Source organism: Acinetobacter lwoffii (genome assembly GCF_024129855.1).
GTDB lineage: Bacteria > Pseudomonadota > Gammaproteobacteria > Pseudomonadales > Moraxellaceae > Acinetobacter > Acinetobacter lwoffii_L.
Genome location: NZ_JAMXXC010000006.1, coordinates 49,184 through 67,704, shown reverse-complemented (window position 1 = coordinate 67,704; position 18,521 = coordinate 49,184). Strand labels below are relative to the sequence as shown.

Below are 18,521 nucleotides of genomic sequence, written 5' to 3'. Positions count from 1 at the left end.
CAATATAAAACATTGTATTTATTATTCTTAAGTATGCCTGACTTACACCGTAAAAATTTCATAGCTCAAGATGGTGAGCGATTTACTTTGTTAGTTAATGAAGATGGTATTCCTGATTTCTGGACTACACTCTATATGACTACTAAATTGAGATCTCAGACTCAGGCTACTCAAAGAGCACATTTAAATAACTTGGTTCATATCAATATTTGGGAACAAATTATAGGTGAACGTTTATCAGACAAGATAATTCGCATAATTAATGATCATACTAAAATATTGAATGATGATTTATTTACGACAAATGAAATTCATCAGATTGGCCATCATTGTAAGTTAACTTCTAAAGCTGCTAGAAGAAATTTAAAAGCCTCATCGAAAAAAACAAGAAATGATAATTTAATTAAATTCATATCTCCGATAAGTAAAATCCCTGATCCAATAGTAGGGGTAGAGCAACAAATAGGTAGAATTCATGAGTTTGCAGAGTATTTTGAATTCTTAGCAATCAATATCTTAAGATCAAAGCCTTCTTTTTCAGCTTACTTAGATCAGATATCTCGAATTAAATGCAATATCTTGAATCAAAAGAGTAAAGGACGTAGTTCCAGAAACAAAGTAATTGATCCGGATAAGAAGGCGCCTCCTCCCGAAGTTTTTGATGAGGTCATGAGGATTGTTGATTTAGAGAATCCAATGAATCCATTTACTTCTGCTGTTAGAACCAGAAATTATTTATTGTTTCGAGTGTTGTATGAAACAGGTATGAGAACTGGTGAAATATTACAGCTAAAGATTACAGATATTGATTTTTCGGATTCAGTAATTCAAGTAAGAAGAAGGCATAACGATCCCGAAGATACAAAACGTAGATTCGAACCAAATGCAAAAACTGAAGAAAGAGATATTCCTATCTCACGAAAACTATCTAATGAACTTAGAAATTATGTTTTATATGAGCGTAGAGAAATACCTAATGCAAAATCACATAGTTTTTTGTTTGTTTCAAATAAAGGAAAAAGTAAAGGCGATCCATTATCACTAATTCAATTTTCTAAAATGGTAGAGAAAGTGGCTGTTAGTGAAAAATTAGCAGATTTTATTAAAAAGAATGGTTTTTCTACATCTAAAACTATAACTAAGCACAGCTTTAGACATAACTTTAATAAAAGATTTTCTCAAATTATTGATACAAACAATAAGTTAGCTGTAGAGGAAGACAGGCTAAATGATGTTATTTCGGAAAAAAAGGAAATAGAGCAAAGGATGTATTTAAATGGGCATCGTAGTGCTACATCTGCCTTGGTTTATAACTTGAGACATACTAAGGAACAAGCAGAGAAGCTCCTAAAAAATGAACAAAATAGAATTGATGAACATCTAAATATTGGAAAATTTGAATGAAACAGGATTATGCAGATGTTACTGAGTTCTATCTCGAAACACGATTAAGTAAGGCAGGTTATGCATTTGATTTTTTTGATTCACATTGGCCTTTAGATAATTCATTGATACTAAACTGGGATATTGTAAATACAAAAATCCATCCAGAAGTGCTTAAGGGGTTCCGCTTAACAATTGCGAGATTAGCTGAGGAAGTATCAGCTCATTACACAAATAACTGTTGGAGTTATTTTAGAAGATACCTAATAGATACAGATATATATGAGGGTGGACTGATTACACCTGAATTGATTTTGAATATTAAAGCTAGTTTGAAAAAAGAGGATGAATATAAGTTAGGAACTATTCGTGCTCTATTACGTAATTGGATCTCTTGGGGATTTAATGGATTAACTACGGGTGTTGAAGAGGTTTTAGATAAGATTGTATTAGCAGGAAATACTAAAGGTAAGGCAGTTACTCACCATTGTCCTTATACAGGGGCATATACATTAACTGAGCAACAATCACTGTTAGTATGTATGGGCTGGGAATGCATTCAAAAGTGAATTGATTAGTTTAGAAGAGTTTGCATGGTTTTATACAATTTATTCTACGGCTCGCCGACCAAATCAGATACGAGCATTAAGAGTAGTTGATTTAACCGTCAAAACTGATGTTGATGGTCTAAAGTACGAGCTTGATATTCCAAGGGCTAAGCAAAGAGGTAGTAAGTTTAGAGGAGAATCACGGTCAATATGTATCAGTGAAGATATGTATCTGATTCTGAAAAATTTAACTGAGAAAAATAAGAAAATAGCTAGAAAATACATACCAGAACTAACTGAAGAAGACTTAAAAGAGCTTCCGGTTTTTTCCAACCTTAATAGGTTGAAAGCAGTAGATTCATTAGAATTATTCCGCGAAAAATTGAAGACAACACCTGATTATTTTCATGCTTCAATCAAAGATGTTGATATTTTAACTACGAGTCTATCTCGAAAGTGTGACGCTATTTCTGAAAGAACATCAGATTGTATTCATTTTACTCCAGTAAGATGCAGACGAACACGTGCAACAAACTTGGTTCGGCATGGAATCACGGGAGTTCAAATGGCATATTTAATGGATCATTCAGATACTCAACAATTGAAAGTTTACACAGCTCATACACATGAATTGGCCTTACGCATCTTTGAGCACATGAATGATCCTATGACTTTCCTAGCTACTAAATTTGAAGGTCGACTAATTGCGGATGAGAGAGAAGCTAGACGAGGAAAAGATATTAGTAGCAGAATTTATAAGGGAGACAATAAACAGATTGGTAATTGTGGAGGCTCTCCATCGTGTCAAGCTGGAATGAAGGCATGTCTGCTATGTGATCAATTTCAACCTTTACTTTATGCACCTTGGGATGAATTATTTTTGGATTTATTAGAGGAAATTGAACAACGAAATAAAGATGGTGCTAGCGAATTAGTTATAAAGTCTTATGACTTACAATTATCTCGTGTAAAAGCCATTTTAGATGCTTGTGATAAGCGTATTAAAATGGAGGAAATAAGAGCATGAGTGAAATCATTCCATTTGTACCTAAACATGAATTAGATTGTCAAAAAAATTTAAATGATTTTATCTTGAGGGCAAAACATCAGTTAACAGTTTATGAGGAACAGGGTGGTTTTAGCAGCTCAAATTGGAAACATCGACTACCTAATGGTCGTGCTCAATCTATGGAGTTTACTGGATTAGCTGAACAAGGTAGAAATACTGGTTCTCCAATGCAATCACCATTTATTGATTTTGCTAAAGCATATGTAAGAGACAGCCAGACTTGGAATGCAACAAATCCTGGCAACATGATGATGGTACTAAAGGCTTGTCATGATGCATTACTCTTTGTTTACTCTAAGGCAGATGTTTTACTACTTGATGGGATTGTACTAAGAAAGATAACTGAGATTATTTATGAACGGAGTTCTGAATCTTCAAGATACCGTTATGGACAAATGTTGGAAAAAATTTTAGAAGATTTGCGACTTTTTAAAATTAATATAACTATACCAATATGGAAAAATCCGTGGAAACGCCCTGGAAATAAAGCACAAGGTACATCAGCAGAAGCCAGAAAATGGCAAGAAGATAGATTATTAACAAGCTTTGAAATAACAGCATTAGCTGATGCATTCAGATTAGCAAAAACACCTTATCAAAAATTTTACTCAGCTCAAGCTGTCTTATTGATGTGTGCTCCTAGTCGTGGTGGAGAGTTATGTTTTTTAACAGTAGATTGTCTATTTGAAGAAACGCATCGTGAAAGGGTTAGGAATAAGAAAACTCAGCAATTAGAAGATAAAGAAACAAAAATTCTTTACATTCGATGGAAGGCTGAAAAAGGGGGAGGTTTTATTTCTAAGCCGGTTCATCCGTTAATAGCTCCTACAGTTAAGGAAGCTGTTAAGCGATTGATTGAAATTGGAGAGCCTGCTAGAAAAGCTGCCAAATGGGCTATTGAAAACCCAAACCAATTTTATAGACATGTAGGTTGTTTGACATCATGGAATCACTCAGAAGACTCCCCATTAACTGTTGCTGAATTTGCAGCAGCAATGGGATTTGAGGATCCATCTCGAACTTTATCTGAATCTGCATTTACTCATGGAGGTGCTATAAAAAGATTGTTTGGTCAAAAATGGGTTGCAGATATGTTAGGTAGTAAAAATTACTTAACTTACGGTAATATAGCTAAATACCAAGTAAAAAAATCTAGTGCACTTTTTCCATCATGGCCAAATATTGCAGAGATTAATAAACCAATATATGAAATGTTATGTCTAATACGAGAACATGAGTTTCATGTAAATTTTTTACCTAAAAACTATAGTTTCGTATCACCGAGTATTAATTTGTTAAACGACGCTTTAGGTGCAAGACGTCAGAGATTACCAGGCACACATTCTTTATTCAGTGAATTAGGCATTAAAAATGAAGATGGAAGCGAGATAGTTATTTCCTCTCATCAAATTAGAGTTTGGCTATCTACGATGGCAGAGCGTGGTGAGATGGACTCTCTGGATCTAGCTATGTTTGCTGGACGTTCAAGAATTGAAGATAATCGTGCTTATGATTTGCGACCAATGAGTGAGTTTAAAGCTGAATCTAGAAAACTTTTAGAACTTGGATTGGAAAGTTTAGATGGTACAACCGCTTTGGAAGCTATCAAAGCTAATGTACCTGTGACATTTGAAATGCTGGGACGTAAAGATCGAATAGGTACAGTACAAGTCTCAGGTTATGGATACTGTGAGCATGACTGGACAATGACACCTTGTACTAAAGCTGGTGAATGTATCAGTTGTAAAGAACATGCATGTGTAAAAGGATTGCCGAAAAATGTTGAACATCTCAAGCAGTTAGAAGATGTTGTGCAAAATGAACTGAATCGAGCCGCTGCTGCTACGCAAGAAGGCTTTCATGGTGCAAATGCTTGGTTAGTTTACCATGGCAAAAAACTCGCTATTATTAAGACATTATTGAAGTACCTAGAAGATGATCAATTACCTGATGGCTTAATACTCCGTATCCCAGAAGAGTTAGATGTGAGCCTGACAAAAATTGCATTAGGTGAACAAAATTTTATGAATACGGTAGATGAAAAGCATCCTATGTCTGAACAATTAGCGAATGACTCAAAAAATTCATTCTTAGCATTATTGCAAGGTGGCTTATGAAACATAAATTCATTGATGTCAAAGAAATGAAAGTTATCGAAAGTATCCTTAATAAATGGTCAGGTAAGTTAACTTGGGATCTTTTCGCAGTGTCAGTAGCTAGAGCATTAGATAAATCTTCTATTTCTAAATTTACCTTAATGAGCTATGAGCCTGTAAAACAGGCTTTTAATCTTCGGAAAAAGACGCTTAGAGAGGCAAAATCGACCGTTATAGCTTCAATGGGTGATGTAACGATTGATATGCTTATCAAAGAGAATGAAGAGTTAAGAAGCCAAATTTCACATTTGAAAAAGTTACTTGAAGCAAAAGAAAGTTTATGGGCAGACCAGTACAGACGATGGCAATATAATTTATCTCAAATGCCGAATGTAGATTTGGCTACATTGGATAGGCCATTAGTGAAAAAATGAGTTTTCGACAAAAGATCTTTTATATGTACTAGCTCAAACCCGATCTACCAGTTCCACATTTTTTATTGTGTCTGTCAGGTTAAATTTCCCTAATTCATCACTGCCATCAATGTAAAAGGGGTGGCTTTAGTAGGTAAAAAGGAATTTTCATTGTATTCAGACATTTAAAATAACTTATGATCTTAATTCAATCTTTTTCTTAAACTTATTGTATTGATAACCCATAATCTGCCCATTTACTAGCAACTTAACAGCTTCCTGAATTATTTCTAAAGGTGCAATAAACCACTCTTTAGGTCGATGATTCTTACCATCATTGCCTGCTACCAATAGATCAAGACAAGCTTCACCAAAGAAAGAATGTAAGTAGTATTCAAACTTCTGTGGGTTAATATTAAATACCTTGAACTCAGCAATGACTTCAACATCTGCCATCAAGTAAGTAGATTCTTTTTTTGCGTTAGCAATACGTTTTTCAACTGTTGTTGTTGCAAAACCAATTTTATAAAGGTGTTCGAGTGACTGGATACGTGGATCTGTACTTTTAGATTTCAGAATATAAATATAGCCTGTCGATGTGTCATCTTTAGTGATACCGCTAAAATTAGTGTAAAAATTGGAATTTGCTTGCTCATTGGTTTCTGAAACAATACGTCCCTCTTTATATAATGCTTTAGCTAATGAACGGTACAGCATGGTTGATTCCGTGCCATTCTCAAAGATAGTACGTGTCCGACCATCTTTTCTGGTTCTGACATTATTAACGGTCTTATCTTCTCTAGTAAATGTAAAATCTGCCAAATAAATCAAAAGACCATTTAAAACATAGTAACTTCCTTTTTCGAGCTGATAACTTTTATCATGAAATGGTAATAGCTTACGCTTTCCTTCTCGAAGTTCTCTATGAACATCTTTAAATAGATGCTCAAATTGATCAAAGTCCTTACAACGTTTCCGTTTAGCAACTTCATCAGCTGCTGCACGTTGGACAGGCACATGCTTAATTTTAAAGATGTCACCATCTTTACCATCATCGAGCAAACCTAGATCATCATCATTAAAAATATCTTCTAGTGACTTAATATCTGACATATTTTAATCCTGATGTTCTGGAAGTAGATTGTGTTCATCATAATCAGCCAAAGCCATATATTGCTCTGGATTGGATTTAATAGCTTCTAAACGACTCGCAAGCATAAACTCCGAAATGTTTGTCATACTTTTCTCAGGCACACGTCCATGCTGTGTCACAAAATTATTAATTTCATAAAACTTGGAGACTAACTGTTCATCAGCCGTTAGGGCAGACGTCTTTTTCTTTACGTTTAAAAGACCTAAGTCATCATCAGCAATCATATCTTGAAGCCAGCTAAAATCTTCCACGTTTTACACTCCAGCTCGTCTACGTTGCTCACGGATATAGATTAGGCATTCGGCTAATCGTTTCTCAATTAAGTTATTTGATTCTAGACTAGGCTCACGACCAAACTGAACTTTAAAAGCTTTTAACTTAGGCCATAACTCAATAGCTTCTTCTTGAGTCATGGTAATTTTAGTTGCTTCGATTGCCTCCTTAATCAATTTTAGTACATTGACTGTGACTTCTTTTGATAGGATTTCAAACGCTTTTTGGAATGGATTCACAGATTGAATTAAATCAATATTCAGGTCTTCGATATTGATAAATTTATCCGCCATACGAATAAATTTTTTATCACCAACTTCTTTGACTTCTGCTGTGCTAATCACTGAGTCAACGACTAAATATTGACTCACTTCTTCAAGTTCAGCTTTCGTTAAGTCAGGGTATTTGGTTTGGATGATCTTAGGGATAAGGACTTTATTCACCACTTCAGGCTCAACCTTACCTGCTGAACCTGCAATCACTTTAGCATCTTGAAGAATCGCTGCTTTTAGGTCCACAAGATCATTTTCAATAATCGCCTTTGTTTTTGCCGTGCTTGGTTCTTTAAAACCTTTAATCGTGAGTGTTCCTGGCGGAACAATATCTTCATCATCACGTTTAGTTTTAAACTTGAAGTTTGGTGCAAGTATTTGTTCCATTAATAAAGATGCAGTGATGGCTTTCAGCATATTGTTTACTGCAAATTTTACCTCAGTGTCTTGTGCATCAGGTTGAGCAATAAGATTGGTAAATTGTGCATGTGATTTGTTCGAGCTATCTCGTGTACAACGTCCCACAATCTGCACAATTTCAGTCAAAGAGCCACGATAACCAATCGTTAAAGCATGTTCACAGAATTGCCAGTCAAAGCCTTCCTTCGCCATGCCTAGGGCGATGATGAGATCAAGATCATCTACGGTTTTAATGTTACGTAGATATTCAACAACTTTATCACGACCATCTTCTTCAACGAGGTCCGCTACTTTTAAAATCTTACCATCTGCACGTTTGACGGTGATAATTCCAGTATCAGGATCTTTAGCGACAAATTCACCAATGATTTCGAGGATCGCATCCACCTCATCATATTTATCTTTGGTTGATTCACCTGAATTTACGTTTGGAATATGAATGATGGTTTTTTTATCTGTATCTAGTACTTCTGCAATTGCAATAACGCCTTCATCATCTTTTGCAAAGTAACGTCCTTTGTAGAAGTGATAACCAATACCTAAAGACTTTAAATAGGTATAGCCATTAAGTTGTTCGTAATAGTTAAAAGAAACTTTATCAAACTTCGCTTCATCTTCAGGCGTAAGTACAGGAACGCTATCACCACGGAAGTATGAACCTGTCATCGCAACGATATGAGCCGTGGTATTGTCCATTAAAGATTTAAGAACAGTACCTAGAATATTGTCAGCATCGGCTGAAACATGGTGGAATTCATCAATTGCCACTAATGTATTGTCAAATACATGATCTTCGAGTTCTTCAAAAGCAAATCTTAGTGTGGCATGTGTACATACTAAAATTTGATCTGTACCTTCCATAAAACGTTTAAAGGCTTTTACTTTGCTTTTATCGCCACCAGCAGTACATAAATTATTTTCAGGTTTGATGTCCCAATCTGCAAAAAAGCCGCTTTCACTCAGCTTAGTGCTAGCAAATGAACCACCAATAGAGCGTTCAGGTACGGCTACAATAACTTTTTTCAACCCTTGGTTGTGTAGTTTGTCTAAGCCCAAAAACATCAAAGCACGAGACTTACCTGATGCGGGTGGGGCTTTTAACAGTAAATACTGACTATTGCGAGATTCAAATGCACGAGCTTGCATAGCCCGCATCCCCATATTATTGATTGAGGTGCTTTTTCCAGTTTGTTGATAATTTACTTCTATTAAATTTTTCATAACATTAGTTATCCCCAACCATTTTCTCATATTTCTTAAATAAATAATCTAATCTTTCATTGTCATCTTGAAATATAGACTTTCTATAGATACTTTCAATTAACAGGTCATTTTCTTTATGAACATTTTTCAGACTGAGAGGCATTTTTTCAGGATCATAAATATCAGCTATATTTTTATCTGAATATTTTTCTCGCTCCTGCAAGATAGCAATACTTTGATTGATTAATAAAAGTTTTTGATTTTCGTTAATTTTAGGGAAAGGAAAAGTGTTATAGCAAAGAATATTTGAATATCTAATTCGTGATTCTAATGCTCCTGCAACAGCTTTAGTCCAAAGCATATGCATTTTAGATGATAAAATAGATAATAACTCTATAGGGGGATCATAGATAATTTGAGCGGAATTTAAAGTTATATAATTACTATCATAAATACCAATTGGTAAATAATCTCTTCTCTCTGAAGAAGTACAAGGAATTAGTAAAAGTGAATTTTTAGCTTCATGACGATATCTAAACTGATGTGACCTTGAAACTAATGTTTGCGCAACCTCTCCACCAGTTTCTCTAAATAATCTAACTTGCTCAATTCGATTTTTAATAGGTTCAATAGACATCGCAAAGTCTAAATCACAATTATCTATCCATAAACACCATCTTTTTTCATTATATAAATGTTCATTTCCACCAATTAAAGGTCTGATTAAATAGCTTGCTTCAGGATACTCTGTTTCTATTTTTAATTTTTCATCAGCATCTAGTTTTAAATAATTACCTTCTAGTGGCATGTTACCATATACCATTCTAGGTAAATTAGAAATACTTTCCTTTCTTTTTTTAACTATTAAATCATTATTATCAGTAAGATAAGGTGAAATATTTTTCACAGACTTCACAACTAAATCTGTGAAAATAAGTCTTTTATTTTCAGATTTTGATCTTAATCCTATAATAACACAACTAACGCCAGCATTTTTTTTGGCACTATTTCCCCATTTAAATGTTTGATGTGCAAAACCAATTTCAATGTTATTTGTAGGTAAATGTGACCAGAGTAAGTCAACCTGATCACCTTGAACTAGTGAATTAGTAGTAACGAAAGCTACTTTTGTATTTACATCAATTATTTCAGCCCCTTTTTTTACCCAACAGGAAATATAATCAAGATTTTTATAAGTTTTAGATCCCTTAAAAACTAATGCCATATCATTTTTTTGATCCTTATTTTGTTTTTTAGCTCCATAATATGGAGGGTTTCCTAAGATGAACCTTTCAGTATCTTTAGGACAAACTTCATTCCAATCCATTTGAAGTGAGTTTCCATTCATTATGTAACCTGAATTTTTTAATGGCAAAGTAGGAATGAGTTCACCAAATTCATCTTTAAAAGATAGATTCATTTGGTGTTCAGTCAACCATAAAGATAAAATTGCTATTTCATGAGCAAAATCATCAATTTCTATACCATAAAATTGAGAAACCTGAATTACTGAAAATGGTTTTGAAAGCTGACCTGTTTTATCAAGTTCAAGCTCTTGAATACGTTTTAAAAGCTCCATTTCAAACTTACGAAGCTCTTTATAAGCAATAATAAGAAAGTTTCCTGAACCACATGCAGGGTCAAAAATTTTCAATTGCCCTAAACGCTGCTGTAGTTGCAATAATTTATTTATGCTGTTCTGATTCTTTTCTAGTTCTTCGTAAAGATCATTTAAAAATAAAGGTTCAATCACCTTCATAATATTTGGAACAGACGTATAGTGCTGTCCCATATTGCTACGTTGTTCTGTATGAACTACTGCTTGGAACATTGATCCAAAAATATCAGGGTTAATATCAGACCAATCTAACTCTGCGCCACACTCAATTAAAATCCTACGTGATTTACGTGTGAATTTTGGTACTTGAATATCATCTTTAAACAAACCGCCATTTACATACGGAAAATCTGCTAAGTAGTCAGGTAAATCTGCTTCACGATCTTCAGCAGATTGGTTTAACACTTTAAATAATCGGCCAATTAAAGCTGATAAATCTGATCCATCTTCATTACTCTTTGATATTGCCGAAGTGAACTGTTTGTCCTTAAAAATTTCGGTATCTTCAGCAAAATAACAAAATAAAAGTCGAGATAAGAAAATATTGAGTTGATGTAAGTTATCTTTATTATTTAAGTCATTTTCATCAAAATTATCGGCTTTAATTTCGTCAAATAGCTTTGCTAGTTTTTCAGCAGCCTTAACATCCGCAGGGTTTTCGCCTTGATATACAGCTTTCTCCATCCCAGCCCATGGTAAGAAGAAATCAAATTTTTTAGCTAAATCACTAAAAGGCACATCCAATGTATCTTGTGTTTTAGTATCTATGGCTAATAGATTTTTAAAATCGGTCACGATCAAGAAGCGAATCTTATTACTTTCAGTTCGCTTCTCACCCTTCATTTGATCAATCAAGCCATGTAAATCATGCTGTTTTGCAATTTTGAAGTATATTTGGCGCTTCCAAAAAACGGTGTTTTCTTTATCTTCAGCTAAATTACGCTCACCATTACGCACTCGTCCAATAGATTGACTACGATGTCCATAAGCTAAAAGCAACTCATAGATAAAGTCTTGTTTATTTAGCTCATCTTGAGCAATTTTATGGATGATCTGTTTAACATTTTCTTCGATTTGGACGATATTCATTTGGGTAAAAAACCATTTAAATGCTGATAGTTAGTTTAAGGAAACAATAAGTTAAATTGAATGAGCCTTCTTATGTATGCGACATAAATTGACGTGGAATCAATCAAAAGTCATAGGATGCTTAGTGTGGAATTGAGAATCATTCCAATGATTCTGGATGAGTTCCTTTTCATTAAAATCATTTATTAATCTTGATCTAAGCAAATCAAATCCCTGCCAATAGAATTCATCTAATGAGGAATTGAAAATTTTAATCTTAGATTCCCTAACCTCTACATAGAGGTTAGGACGCAATTTAAAGCTATATTATATGCATTGAGATCAGTTAATGTCTCAATACATTTATTTTTTTCAGCATTGATCCTAATAGCTGAATTTGGAAATTTTTTTTCTAATAAAGAAAAGCTTTCTAGTTGCTTTTCTAACATGGAGATTTTCTTTTGAGTTTCTTCTTTAGAGTGACTCATTTCTATAAAATCTAAAGAGATATCTGTAATTTCTCTCAATTGATCAAGCTTACTTGTTTCCGAAAATGTTGAAAAACGAGGGTTAACCAAATTAGTTTCTTTTGTTAAAAAACCATCTTCTACTAGTTTTCTCAGTAATCGATACATACGTTGTCGATTAAAGCGATTACGTTCTTTTTTACTAAGTTTTAAGTGTTTCCAAAACTCATTTGCTGTCCACTGTTCAATCTTTTTGCTTTTAAAAAGTGGTGGAAAAAGTTCAAACATCGGCATATTGCTTATAGACATGACAATCACAGCATAAAAAAATAAAAGAGGATTATAGTCCGTGGATATATAGTCCTCAAATAGTGATAGTTCTGTTTTTTGATCACTTGAATTGAAATGTCAGAAATTAGTATCGCTTTTGGACAATTAGTTCGGAAACATAGAAAAGAGAAAAATATCTCTCAGGAGAAGTTAGCTCTGCTTTGTAGTCTCGATCGTAGTTATATGGGACGTATTGAGCGAGGGGAAGTGAATATTACGATTGAGAGGTTGTATGAACTTGCTAAGGCTCTTGAAATCGATGTGCATAAGTTGCTCCCCTAAAAGTTTTCTAGCAGTTAAGAGAGCTTTTAGTATTAAATGGTAATGTTATAAGGTCGACCTGCTATATAATCTTGCAAAAGTGTTATTAAATGATCTGAATACTTGTGAATTGAATTATTTTCACCTGTTTTGATGGCAATATGATAATTGTTATCAGAGCCTTTTAGGTCAATGTCATGTTTTTCTTTAATTTCTTCTAATATATGATGGACATGGTTCCATCTTTTAAAACCTAATTTGCTGGCTACATCTGTTAATGTGTGTTGATAGTTTGCATTTAAAGCTTGCCCATCATTAAGGCTTGTCAATCCAAATAATTTAGGCAAAGATTCGTCATCTGTAGAAATATCTTGAAGTATTTCGAAGTTAAAAGGTAACTCTCTTTTAGGAATATCTGATGCAACTAATTTGTAGGTTCGATCTAATAGTGCTCTTAATAGTTTTGGATTTACAGATATAGAAGGTGAGGACTTTGATATAGCAGAAAATATCCAGCTATAATCTTTCGCATAAATTACTTTAATTCGAATACTTTTTGTAGCAGTAATGGGTAAAAGTACTTCCTTTTGATAAGAAGTACTTTCTTTAAAATCAGGTTCGTAAATAACCATATAAATATTAGGTACTAGTTCTCCATTGGGACATAAAATTTCATCAATATCAGCAAGAATACTGATGATATTTGGGTCATTACAGCTATAACCAACAAAAAATAGTGGATGCTCAGCAAAATAAGTTAGTAATTTTGCACTTAAATATTTTTTTCTTAAATTGAAATCTTTGTAATCATTTTGGGTTAAAACTATGCTATTTCGATCCTCATAACAACCATGAATCTTTAGGATTTCCCCATATGTTGTGTAGTTTGCATGGATTATTTTTTCTCCAATAACTTTGAGATAATCGGGGAAGATTTTTTCAAGAATAGAATCATAGTTAGTAGTGATAATTGCATGAGGCTTAATCTGTTGTAAAAGTTTGATTTCTTCATAAAGATGGCTTTTCTCTAAAATAGCCTTATTTGAAATATCTTCTATTTTTTTACTAACTATGTGCTTTATGTATTCTTCTTTGTTTGTTCCACTTTCAAAGAGTTCTTCTGGAAAATATTCATTTTTTTCATCTTCCCATGCCCATTCGCTATAGGCATCAATAAAGCTAGTAGCCATAGCCATATAGTCAATAGTATTTTCTTTTTGAAATTGCTGTTCATAATATGCAAATTTTTTGGGAATTTTTGGACATGTTTCAGCCAAAATTTGCATTAAACCTTTCCAATTTGGGGCATGAAAATATCTTTGAGACATTCCTGAACCAACGAATAAAATTGGTTGAACCTGCAATGTTTCTAGTGTCACAGCTATATCATCTGTGATTTGTTGTTCGTAAGTCATAGATAATTATTTAATTTGTGAAATAATTTTTCTAGTATATTCTTAGCATTATACTTTTTCCTAGTACATAAATGCATAAAAGCAGAGCTAAGTAGCTCTGCTTATTAGGGGAAAATGATAATTAATCTTCTCTAAACCACCCATCAGCATAATCATCATGGTGATAATCACATAAGAATGTGCCACCAATTTCATATGTCGCTGGACTATCACAGTACTCACACTCCTTTCCGATTAAAGAGTTTTCATACTGACAGTCAGGGCAACGAGGGCTTGATGTCGAAACTTCATCATCAATTCCATCAAATGAATTTTCGCTAAAGTTACAACCACAATCGATACAAGTGTATTGTTTAAACTTGGTATTCATATCATTCCCTTCCTTAATAGCTTTTAGTTTGATTAACTTTTGGAGAACGCCATTGACTAAAAAAATGACGCATTTCCTCTTCTTGCTCTTCAGGAGTTGGAAGCCAATCGGGTCGATATTTTTTAGCTAGTTTTTGAAAATCCTCGGTAAGAACATGATGAAGAATAAAATGTAGCAAGGGCATATAGCCTGGACCAAATAGTGTAGCAGGAATGATACCATCACCTATTTGACTAGTATCGATCATTACATGAGTTGTACATGCAATAATTTTGTCAACCAAAAAACCATAGCCTGGATCGATATCATATGCAAGAAGAGCACACTGAAAAGATCCCACCCAATCCTCTTTTAAGATCAAAAACTCTGTTATAAAGCTCAAAGCAATAGTAAATCTATTGTTATACGCATCTATTAGGTATTGGATTCCTTTATCAAATTTACCTTCACATCCCAATATAATTCCTGTTATTAACTGGGAATATATATGCCCTTGCAAAGCTAATTTCTCAAATGTTTTGAGGTTGTCAGGTGAACATATCAATGGATAACTGATATCAGGATATTTATGACTTAAATAAATGTCATATCCTATCTCACCAAATGCTCTGTCAAACTTTTTAATATGGTTCAATTTGATTTCATGAATGAGATCAGAATAGGGTTTATTGAAGAGCTGTAAAGATAAGTTGTTATAAGCCTCATTTGTTTTTAAATCCCTAAATGTGCTTTTAGCTTTTTGCTTAAAGGTAAGCAAACTCATGTCATTAGGAAAGACGAGTTTATGCTCATCAAAAAACTGCTTTTCATAAGCATATTTTTCAAGATTATCTTCAGAAACTTGGAAATGGATAGGAGTTAAAGGAATAACGTAAGCACGTATATTATGTGCTACATCAGTTTTATCATTTGAAAGACGCATAGGGGTACGTCTCTTAAGTAAATGAGTTTTGCCTGAAATGATAACCGTGTAGGTTTTTTTGGTTGAACTATTACTCATGCGTGTGTCTCAACTAACGTCGATGCATGCAATTCTCCGCTCACTAAAAATACAAGCATCCTAAGTTAATTAAGATTAAGTACATCAGCCTCACTTTTTTTAACACCAATATTTCCCTGAAAGTGAGCGACAGGAGTAGGAGGTGTAGACCACCTACTAAACTATAAAAATAGATAGAAAATGTCAAATTCATTTAGATAGCATTTGATAGAAAAGTTGTAGTTATAGGGGAGGAATACTCAAAAACCACAATAAATTAAACATCTAAAAAAAATATTGTATTTAATAATTATTAAGATATTGAATTTTATAATTATATTTTTGTTTTATGGATTTTTTATACAGTTAACCATTTTGATCTAGAACGGTAAATCATCATTAAAACCCACCTGAATGCGGTGGGTTTTTTATGTCTTGAAGATTGGTATTGAGTTTGCATAAAGCCCGACTTATTAGAAGAATCATAAGTGTTAAAGCATTATCTTGCTTTTGATCAGCACAACTCTGCATCGAGAAAATAAATGAGATTAACAATACTAATAGAAATTAATGATCTAAAAAAGCGATCATTTTTATAAAAACTTGCGGTTTTACCTATTTTGAAATTTTTCGTATTCTAGCTTCACAAGATAAGCAATCCCAGAAATAAGCCAGAGGAAATATCTCATGAGTTTAATCAATACTGAAATCAAATCATTCAATGCAACTGCTTACCACAATGGTCAGTTCATCGAAGTTTCTGAGCAAGACCTGAAAGGAAAATGGTCAGTGGTGTTTTTCTATCCTGCAGATTTCACCTTTGTTTGTCCAACTGAATTAGGCGATCTTGCTGATCAGTATGCTGAATTTCAGAAAATGGGTGTAGAAATCTATGGCGTGTCTACCGATACTCATTTCACCCATAAAGCTTGGCATGATACCTCTGACGTGATTGGTAAAATCCAGTATCCATTGATTGGTGATCCAACCTGGACTTTGTCTAAAAACTTCGAAGTACTGATTGAAGCTGAGGGTTTGGCAGATCGTGGTACTTTCGTGATTGATCCAGAAGGTAAAATCCAGATCATTGAAATCAACGCGGGTGGTATCGGCCGTGATGCACAAGAGCTTCTGCGTAAAGTGAAAGCTGCACAATATGTACATGCGCACCCAGGTGAAGTTTGTCCGGCAAAATGGAAAGAAGGTGAAGCAACACTTGCTCCATCAATCGACCTGGTGGGTAAAATCTAATTCAAACCTAGTTCTTTGAAGCAAAAAATCCAGCACAAGTTGCTGGATTTTTTATTTTTTTAGTTTAGAGATTTATGAATTCTAGACAAAAACATCATGCCATTTGATTTCTATTTGAGAACAAAATGAGAATTGAGGAATTGCACTCTATGCTTTTTAAGCGGCTTATGCGAGGCAATCAAGTAAGCGCAATACCCTGCTGCATGATTGACTAGGCCTGAAAACAAAGAAGCCTCTGCTTTCGCAGAGGCTTTTATTTTATAAGGCGCTGTAGTTTCTTGTCGTTTTAAACAATTTTCGCATAAACGCATCTGAATGGAACCGGATGAATTTATGGTTTTCTTATGCTGCGAATCATAGGTATTTAAAAAGTATTTGTCAACCAAGGATTATAAAAATGGTTAATTAAATTATTTGTTTTTAAAGCGAATTTTCAAGTTTTTAGATAAAAATATGAATAAAATCTTAGATTTGATGGAATTTTAACTAAGGCAGAAAAATGAATAAAAAGCAGGTGAAATTGAACAAAAAGGCCTTTACGAAAAACATATATTCTGGAAGATTTTAATAACCTGTTTGATTGGCGCATGGTACATAATTTCTGTAGTTTTTCAATGACGGATGATCAGTTTGGATATCGCAGTAATTGGTAGTGGCATGGCCGGACTGGCTACAGCCAGAATTCTCCAGGACGCAGGGCATCACATCACGATTTTTGAAGCACTTCCAGGTCGCGGCATGGACAGTCATAGCCTTGAATTTGAAGGGGGCCTGATTGACGCACCTTTACGTGTGATGAACCCCTATCTGTGGAAAAACACCCTGAGTCTAGCCACACATCTGGGCATTAAAACTTATCCGGTGCGGACCTATATGGCCTGCAGCTGGTTATTTGAAGATAAAACTGAAACCTGGCTGACCACATCGCGCAGCCGAATTGGCAATATCCCGATTATCAACAACCGTAAAGGTCTGCAACAGTATGGCTGGCGTCTGGTCAAAGGCCTGTTGCAGTTAAAAGTTGCATTAACCAAATTCTTTAAATCGAAAAATCAGGACATCAGCCTGGCAGAATTTATCAATCGTAACGAGATTGAAGAAGTGTTCTGGCACGGTGCGGTGATGCCGGTGCTATATACCATCTGTACCTGCAATCCGAAAACCATTGGTGAATGGCCAGCTAAACCGTTGTTAATTTTCCTGCGTCAATTGACCGATGGTGATGCTTTACTGCGTCTGCAAGGCGGTACACCGGCACTGGTCGACAAGCTGATTGAAGGCATTCAGATTGAAGACGGTTCAGCAATTACACTGGTACAAGAGCAGGGCGATCAGGTCAAAGTGGAAAATGCGGCCGGTTATTCAAAACTGTTTGACCGGGTGATTGTCGCAACACCGACCACCAAAATTGAGCAATTCCTGGATCCGGTACAGTTTGCCAGTGAAATTGAATTATTGAAGAAATTCAAATTCGAACAAGGCGAACTGGTGATTCATACCGATGCCAGCGTAATGCCGCCAAAACGTAAAGACTGGGCCGTACTCAGCTATATGATGGACCGTAAATTTACCCGTCAGCAATTTACCGTGTGGCTTAACTCGATTGAACCTTCTTTGGTCGGCAAGTCGGCCGTGTTTCAGACCTGGCGTCCGGTAACCGACATTGATCCGAAGAAAGTGATCAAATCGGTCATGCTGACGCGTGCAGTGGTCGATGCCAATACCGTGGCACTGAATAAGGAATTGCAGCAACGTCATCTGGATGCCAACCGTAAGGTCTTCTTCTGTGGCTCATGGTCATGTGACGGTTTGCCAATTCTGGAATCGGCAGTGACTTCAGCGATGAAAATTGCAGAAATCTTTGGTGCGCCTTTACCATTTCAGGGTTTAAAACCTGTGGTCGAGGTTGCTCCGCAACTGGGTTATTAATCC

Annotated in this window: 16 protein-coding genes; 8 read left to right on the top strand and 8 right to left on the bottom strand. The window is 34.8% G+C overall.

Annotated features, from left to right (window positions below; genetic code table 11):
* Positions 1–33: 33 nt before the first annotated feature.
* The 5 genes from NI465_RS07130 to NI465_RS07110 are packed head-to-tail and all read left to right on the top strand — an operon-like array spanning position 34 to position 5,530.
* Positions 34–1,404, top strand: coding sequence for a tyrosine-type recombinase/integrase (locus NI465_RS07130; protein WP_253144832.1), 1,371 nt, complete (start codon positions 34–36; stop codon positions 1,402–1,404).
* Entirely contained in the window at positions 1,401–1,952 is a 552-nt protein-coding gene (locus NI465_RS07125; protein WP_253144829.1) for a hypothetical protein, read from the top strand. Before NI465_RS07130 ends, NI465_RS07125 begins: the two co-directional genes overlap by 4 nt.
* Position 1,953: 1 nt before the next feature.
* Positions 1,954–2,958 carry a site-specific integrase gene (locus tag NI465_RS07120; RefSeq protein ID WP_253144827.1) on the top strand — a complete coding sequence of 335 codons (1,005 nt, stop codon included), beginning with the start codon at positions 1,954–1,956 and terminating at the stop codon, positions 2,956–2,958.
* The gene (locus NI465_RS07115) at positions 2,955–5,117 is read left to right on the top strand and encodes a hypothetical protein (RefSeq protein ID WP_253144824.1); all 2,163 of its coding nucleotides are present in this window, start codon (positions 2,955–2,957) and stop codon (positions 5,115–5,117) included. The genes NI465_RS07120 and NI465_RS07115 overlap by 4 nt, the downstream gene beginning before the upstream one ends.
* The gene (locus tag NI465_RS07110) at positions 5,114–5,530 is read left to right on the top strand and encodes a hypothetical protein (protein ID WP_253144820.1); all 417 of its coding nucleotides are present in this window, start codon (positions 5,114–5,116) and stop codon (positions 5,528–5,530) included. The genes NI465_RS07115 and NI465_RS07110 overlap by 4 nt, the downstream gene beginning before the upstream one ends.
* 174 nt (positions 5,531–5,704) lie before the next feature.
* Here NI465_RS07110 and NI465_RS07105 read toward each other — a convergent pair whose 3' ends face one another.
* The 5 genes from NI465_RS07105 to NI465_RS07085 form a co-directional block, all read right to left on the bottom strand.
* Positions 5,705–6,622 carry a GIY-YIG nuclease family protein gene (locus NI465_RS07105; RefSeq protein WP_253144818.1) on the bottom strand — a complete coding sequence of 306 codons (918 nt, stop codon included), beginning with the start codon at positions 6,620–6,622 and terminating at the stop codon, positions 5,705–5,707.
* Positions 6,623–6,625: 3 nt separating this feature from the next.
* Positions 6,626–6,913: a hypothetical protein gene (locus NI465_RS07100; protein ID WP_253144815.1), complete on the bottom strand. Its 288-nt coding sequence runs from the start codon at positions 6,911–6,913 to the stop codon at positions 6,626–6,628.
* 3 nt (positions 6,914–6,916) lie between these two features.
* Positions 6,917–8,848, bottom strand: coding sequence for a DEAD/DEAH box helicase (locus tag NI465_RS07095; protein WP_253144811.1), 1,932 nt, complete (start codon positions 8,846–8,848; stop codon positions 6,917–6,919).
* A 4-nt stretch (positions 8,849–8,852) separates the two neighbouring features.
* A complete protein-coding gene (locus tag NI465_RS07090; protein ID WP_253144809.1) occupies positions 8,853–11,537 on the bottom strand; it encodes a DNA methyltransferase in 2,685 nt (894 codons plus the stop codon).
* 272 nt (positions 11,538–11,809) lie between these two features.
* Positions 11,810–12,292: a hypothetical protein gene (locus NI465_RS07085; protein ID WP_253144807.1), complete on the bottom strand. Its 483-nt coding sequence runs from the start codon at positions 12,290–12,292 to the stop codon at positions 11,810–11,812.
* Positions 12,293–12,388: 96 nt separating this feature from the next.
* On the opposite strand from NI465_RS07085, the gene NI465_RS07080 reads away from it, so the two are divergent.
* Positions 12,389–12,595, top strand: a complete 207-nt coding sequence (locus tag NI465_RS07080) for a helix-turn-helix domain-containing protein (protein WP_253144805.1) — start codon at positions 12,389–12,391, stop codon at positions 12,593–12,595.
* 32 nt (positions 12,596–12,627) lie between these two features.
* Here the strand turns inward: NI465_RS07080 and NI465_RS07075 are convergent, their stop codons facing one another.
* The 3 genes from NI465_RS07075 to NI465_RS07065 form a co-directional block, all read right to left on the bottom strand.
* The gene (locus NI465_RS07075) at positions 12,628–13,989 is read right to left on the bottom strand and encodes an SIR2 family NAD-dependent protein deacylase (RefSeq protein ID WP_253144803.1); all 1,362 of its coding nucleotides are present in this window, start codon (positions 13,987–13,989) and stop codon (positions 12,628–12,630) included.
* A gap of 121 nt (positions 13,990–14,110) precedes the next feature.
* Positions 14,111–14,359: a hypothetical protein gene (locus NI465_RS07070; RefSeq protein ID WP_253144801.1), complete on the bottom strand. Its 249-nt coding sequence runs from the start codon at positions 14,357–14,359 to the stop codon at positions 14,111–14,113.
* A 13-nt stretch (positions 14,360–14,372) separates the two neighbouring features.
* Positions 14,373–15,359, bottom strand: a complete 987-nt coding sequence (locus tag NI465_RS07065) for a hypothetical protein (RefSeq protein WP_253144799.1) — start codon at positions 15,357–15,359, stop codon at positions 14,373–14,375.
* A 666-nt stretch (positions 15,360–16,025) separates the two neighbouring features.
* On the opposite strand from NI465_RS07065, the gene ahpC reads away from it, so the two are divergent.
* Positions 16,026–16,589, top strand: a complete 564-nt coding sequence (gene ahpC, locus NI465_RS07060; protein ID WP_005105379.1) for an alkyl hydroperoxide reductase subunit C — start codon at positions 16,026–16,028, stop codon at positions 16,587–16,589.
* A gap of 621 nt (positions 16,590–17,210) precedes the next feature.
* Positions 17,211–18,518, top strand: coding sequence for an FAD-dependent oxidoreductase (locus NI465_RS07055; protein WP_253144797.1), 1,308 nt, complete (start codon positions 17,211–17,213; stop codon positions 18,516–18,518).
* The last annotated feature ends 3 nt before the right edge of the window (positions 18,519–18,521 follow it).

Coding starts and splice junctions, on each gene's coding strand:
- NI465_RS07090 (WP_253144809.1), bottom strand. CDS start 11,537: ATGAATATCGTCCAAATCGAAGAAAATGTTAAACAGATCATCCATAAA.
- NI465_RS07105 (WP_253144818.1), bottom strand. CDS start 6,622: ATGTCAGATATTAAGTCACTAGAAGATATTTTTAATGATGATGATCTA.
- NI465_RS07085 (WP_253144807.1), bottom strand. CDS start 12,292: ATGTCTATAAGCAATATGCCGATGTTTGAACTTTTTCCACCACTTTTT.
- NI465_RS07065 (WP_253144799.1), bottom strand. CDS start 15,359: ATGAGTAATAGTTCAACCAAAAAAACCTACACGGTTATCATTTCAGGC.
- NI465_RS07115 (WP_253144824.1), top strand. CDS start 2,955: ATGAGTGAAATCATTCCATTTGTACCTAAACATGAATTAGATTGTCAA.
- NI465_RS07055 (WP_253144797.1), top strand. CDS start 17,211: ATGATCAGTTTGGATATCGCAGTAATTGGTAGTGGCATGGCCGGACTG.
- NI465_RS07070 (WP_253144801.1), bottom strand. CDS start 14,359: ATGAATACCAAGTTTAAACAATACACTTGTATCGATTGTGGTTGTAAC.
- NI465_RS07080 (WP_253144805.1), top strand. CDS start 12,389: ATGTCAGAAATTAGTATCGCTTTTGGACAATTAGTTCGGAAACATAGA.
- NI465_RS07095 (WP_253144811.1), bottom strand. CDS start 8,848: ATGAAAAATTTAATAGAAGTAAATTATCAACAAACTGGAAAAAGCACC.
- NI465_RS07125 (WP_253144829.1), top strand. CDS start 1,401: ATGAAACAGGATTATGCAGATGTTACTGAGTTCTATCTCGAAACACGA.
- ahpC (WP_005105379.1), top strand. CDS start 16,026: ATGAGTTTAATCAATACTGAAATCAAATCATTCAATGCAACTGCTTAC.
- NI465_RS07075 (WP_253144803.1), bottom strand. CDS start 13,989: ATGACTTACGAACAACAAATCACAGATGATATAGCTGTGACACTAGAA.
- NI465_RS07130 (WP_253144832.1), top strand. CDS start 34: ATGCCTGACTTACACCGTAAAAATTTCATAGCTCAAGATGGTGAGCGA.
- NI465_RS07110 (WP_253144820.1), top strand. CDS start 5,114: ATGAAACATAAATTCATTGATGTCAAAGAAATGAAAGTTATCGAAAGT.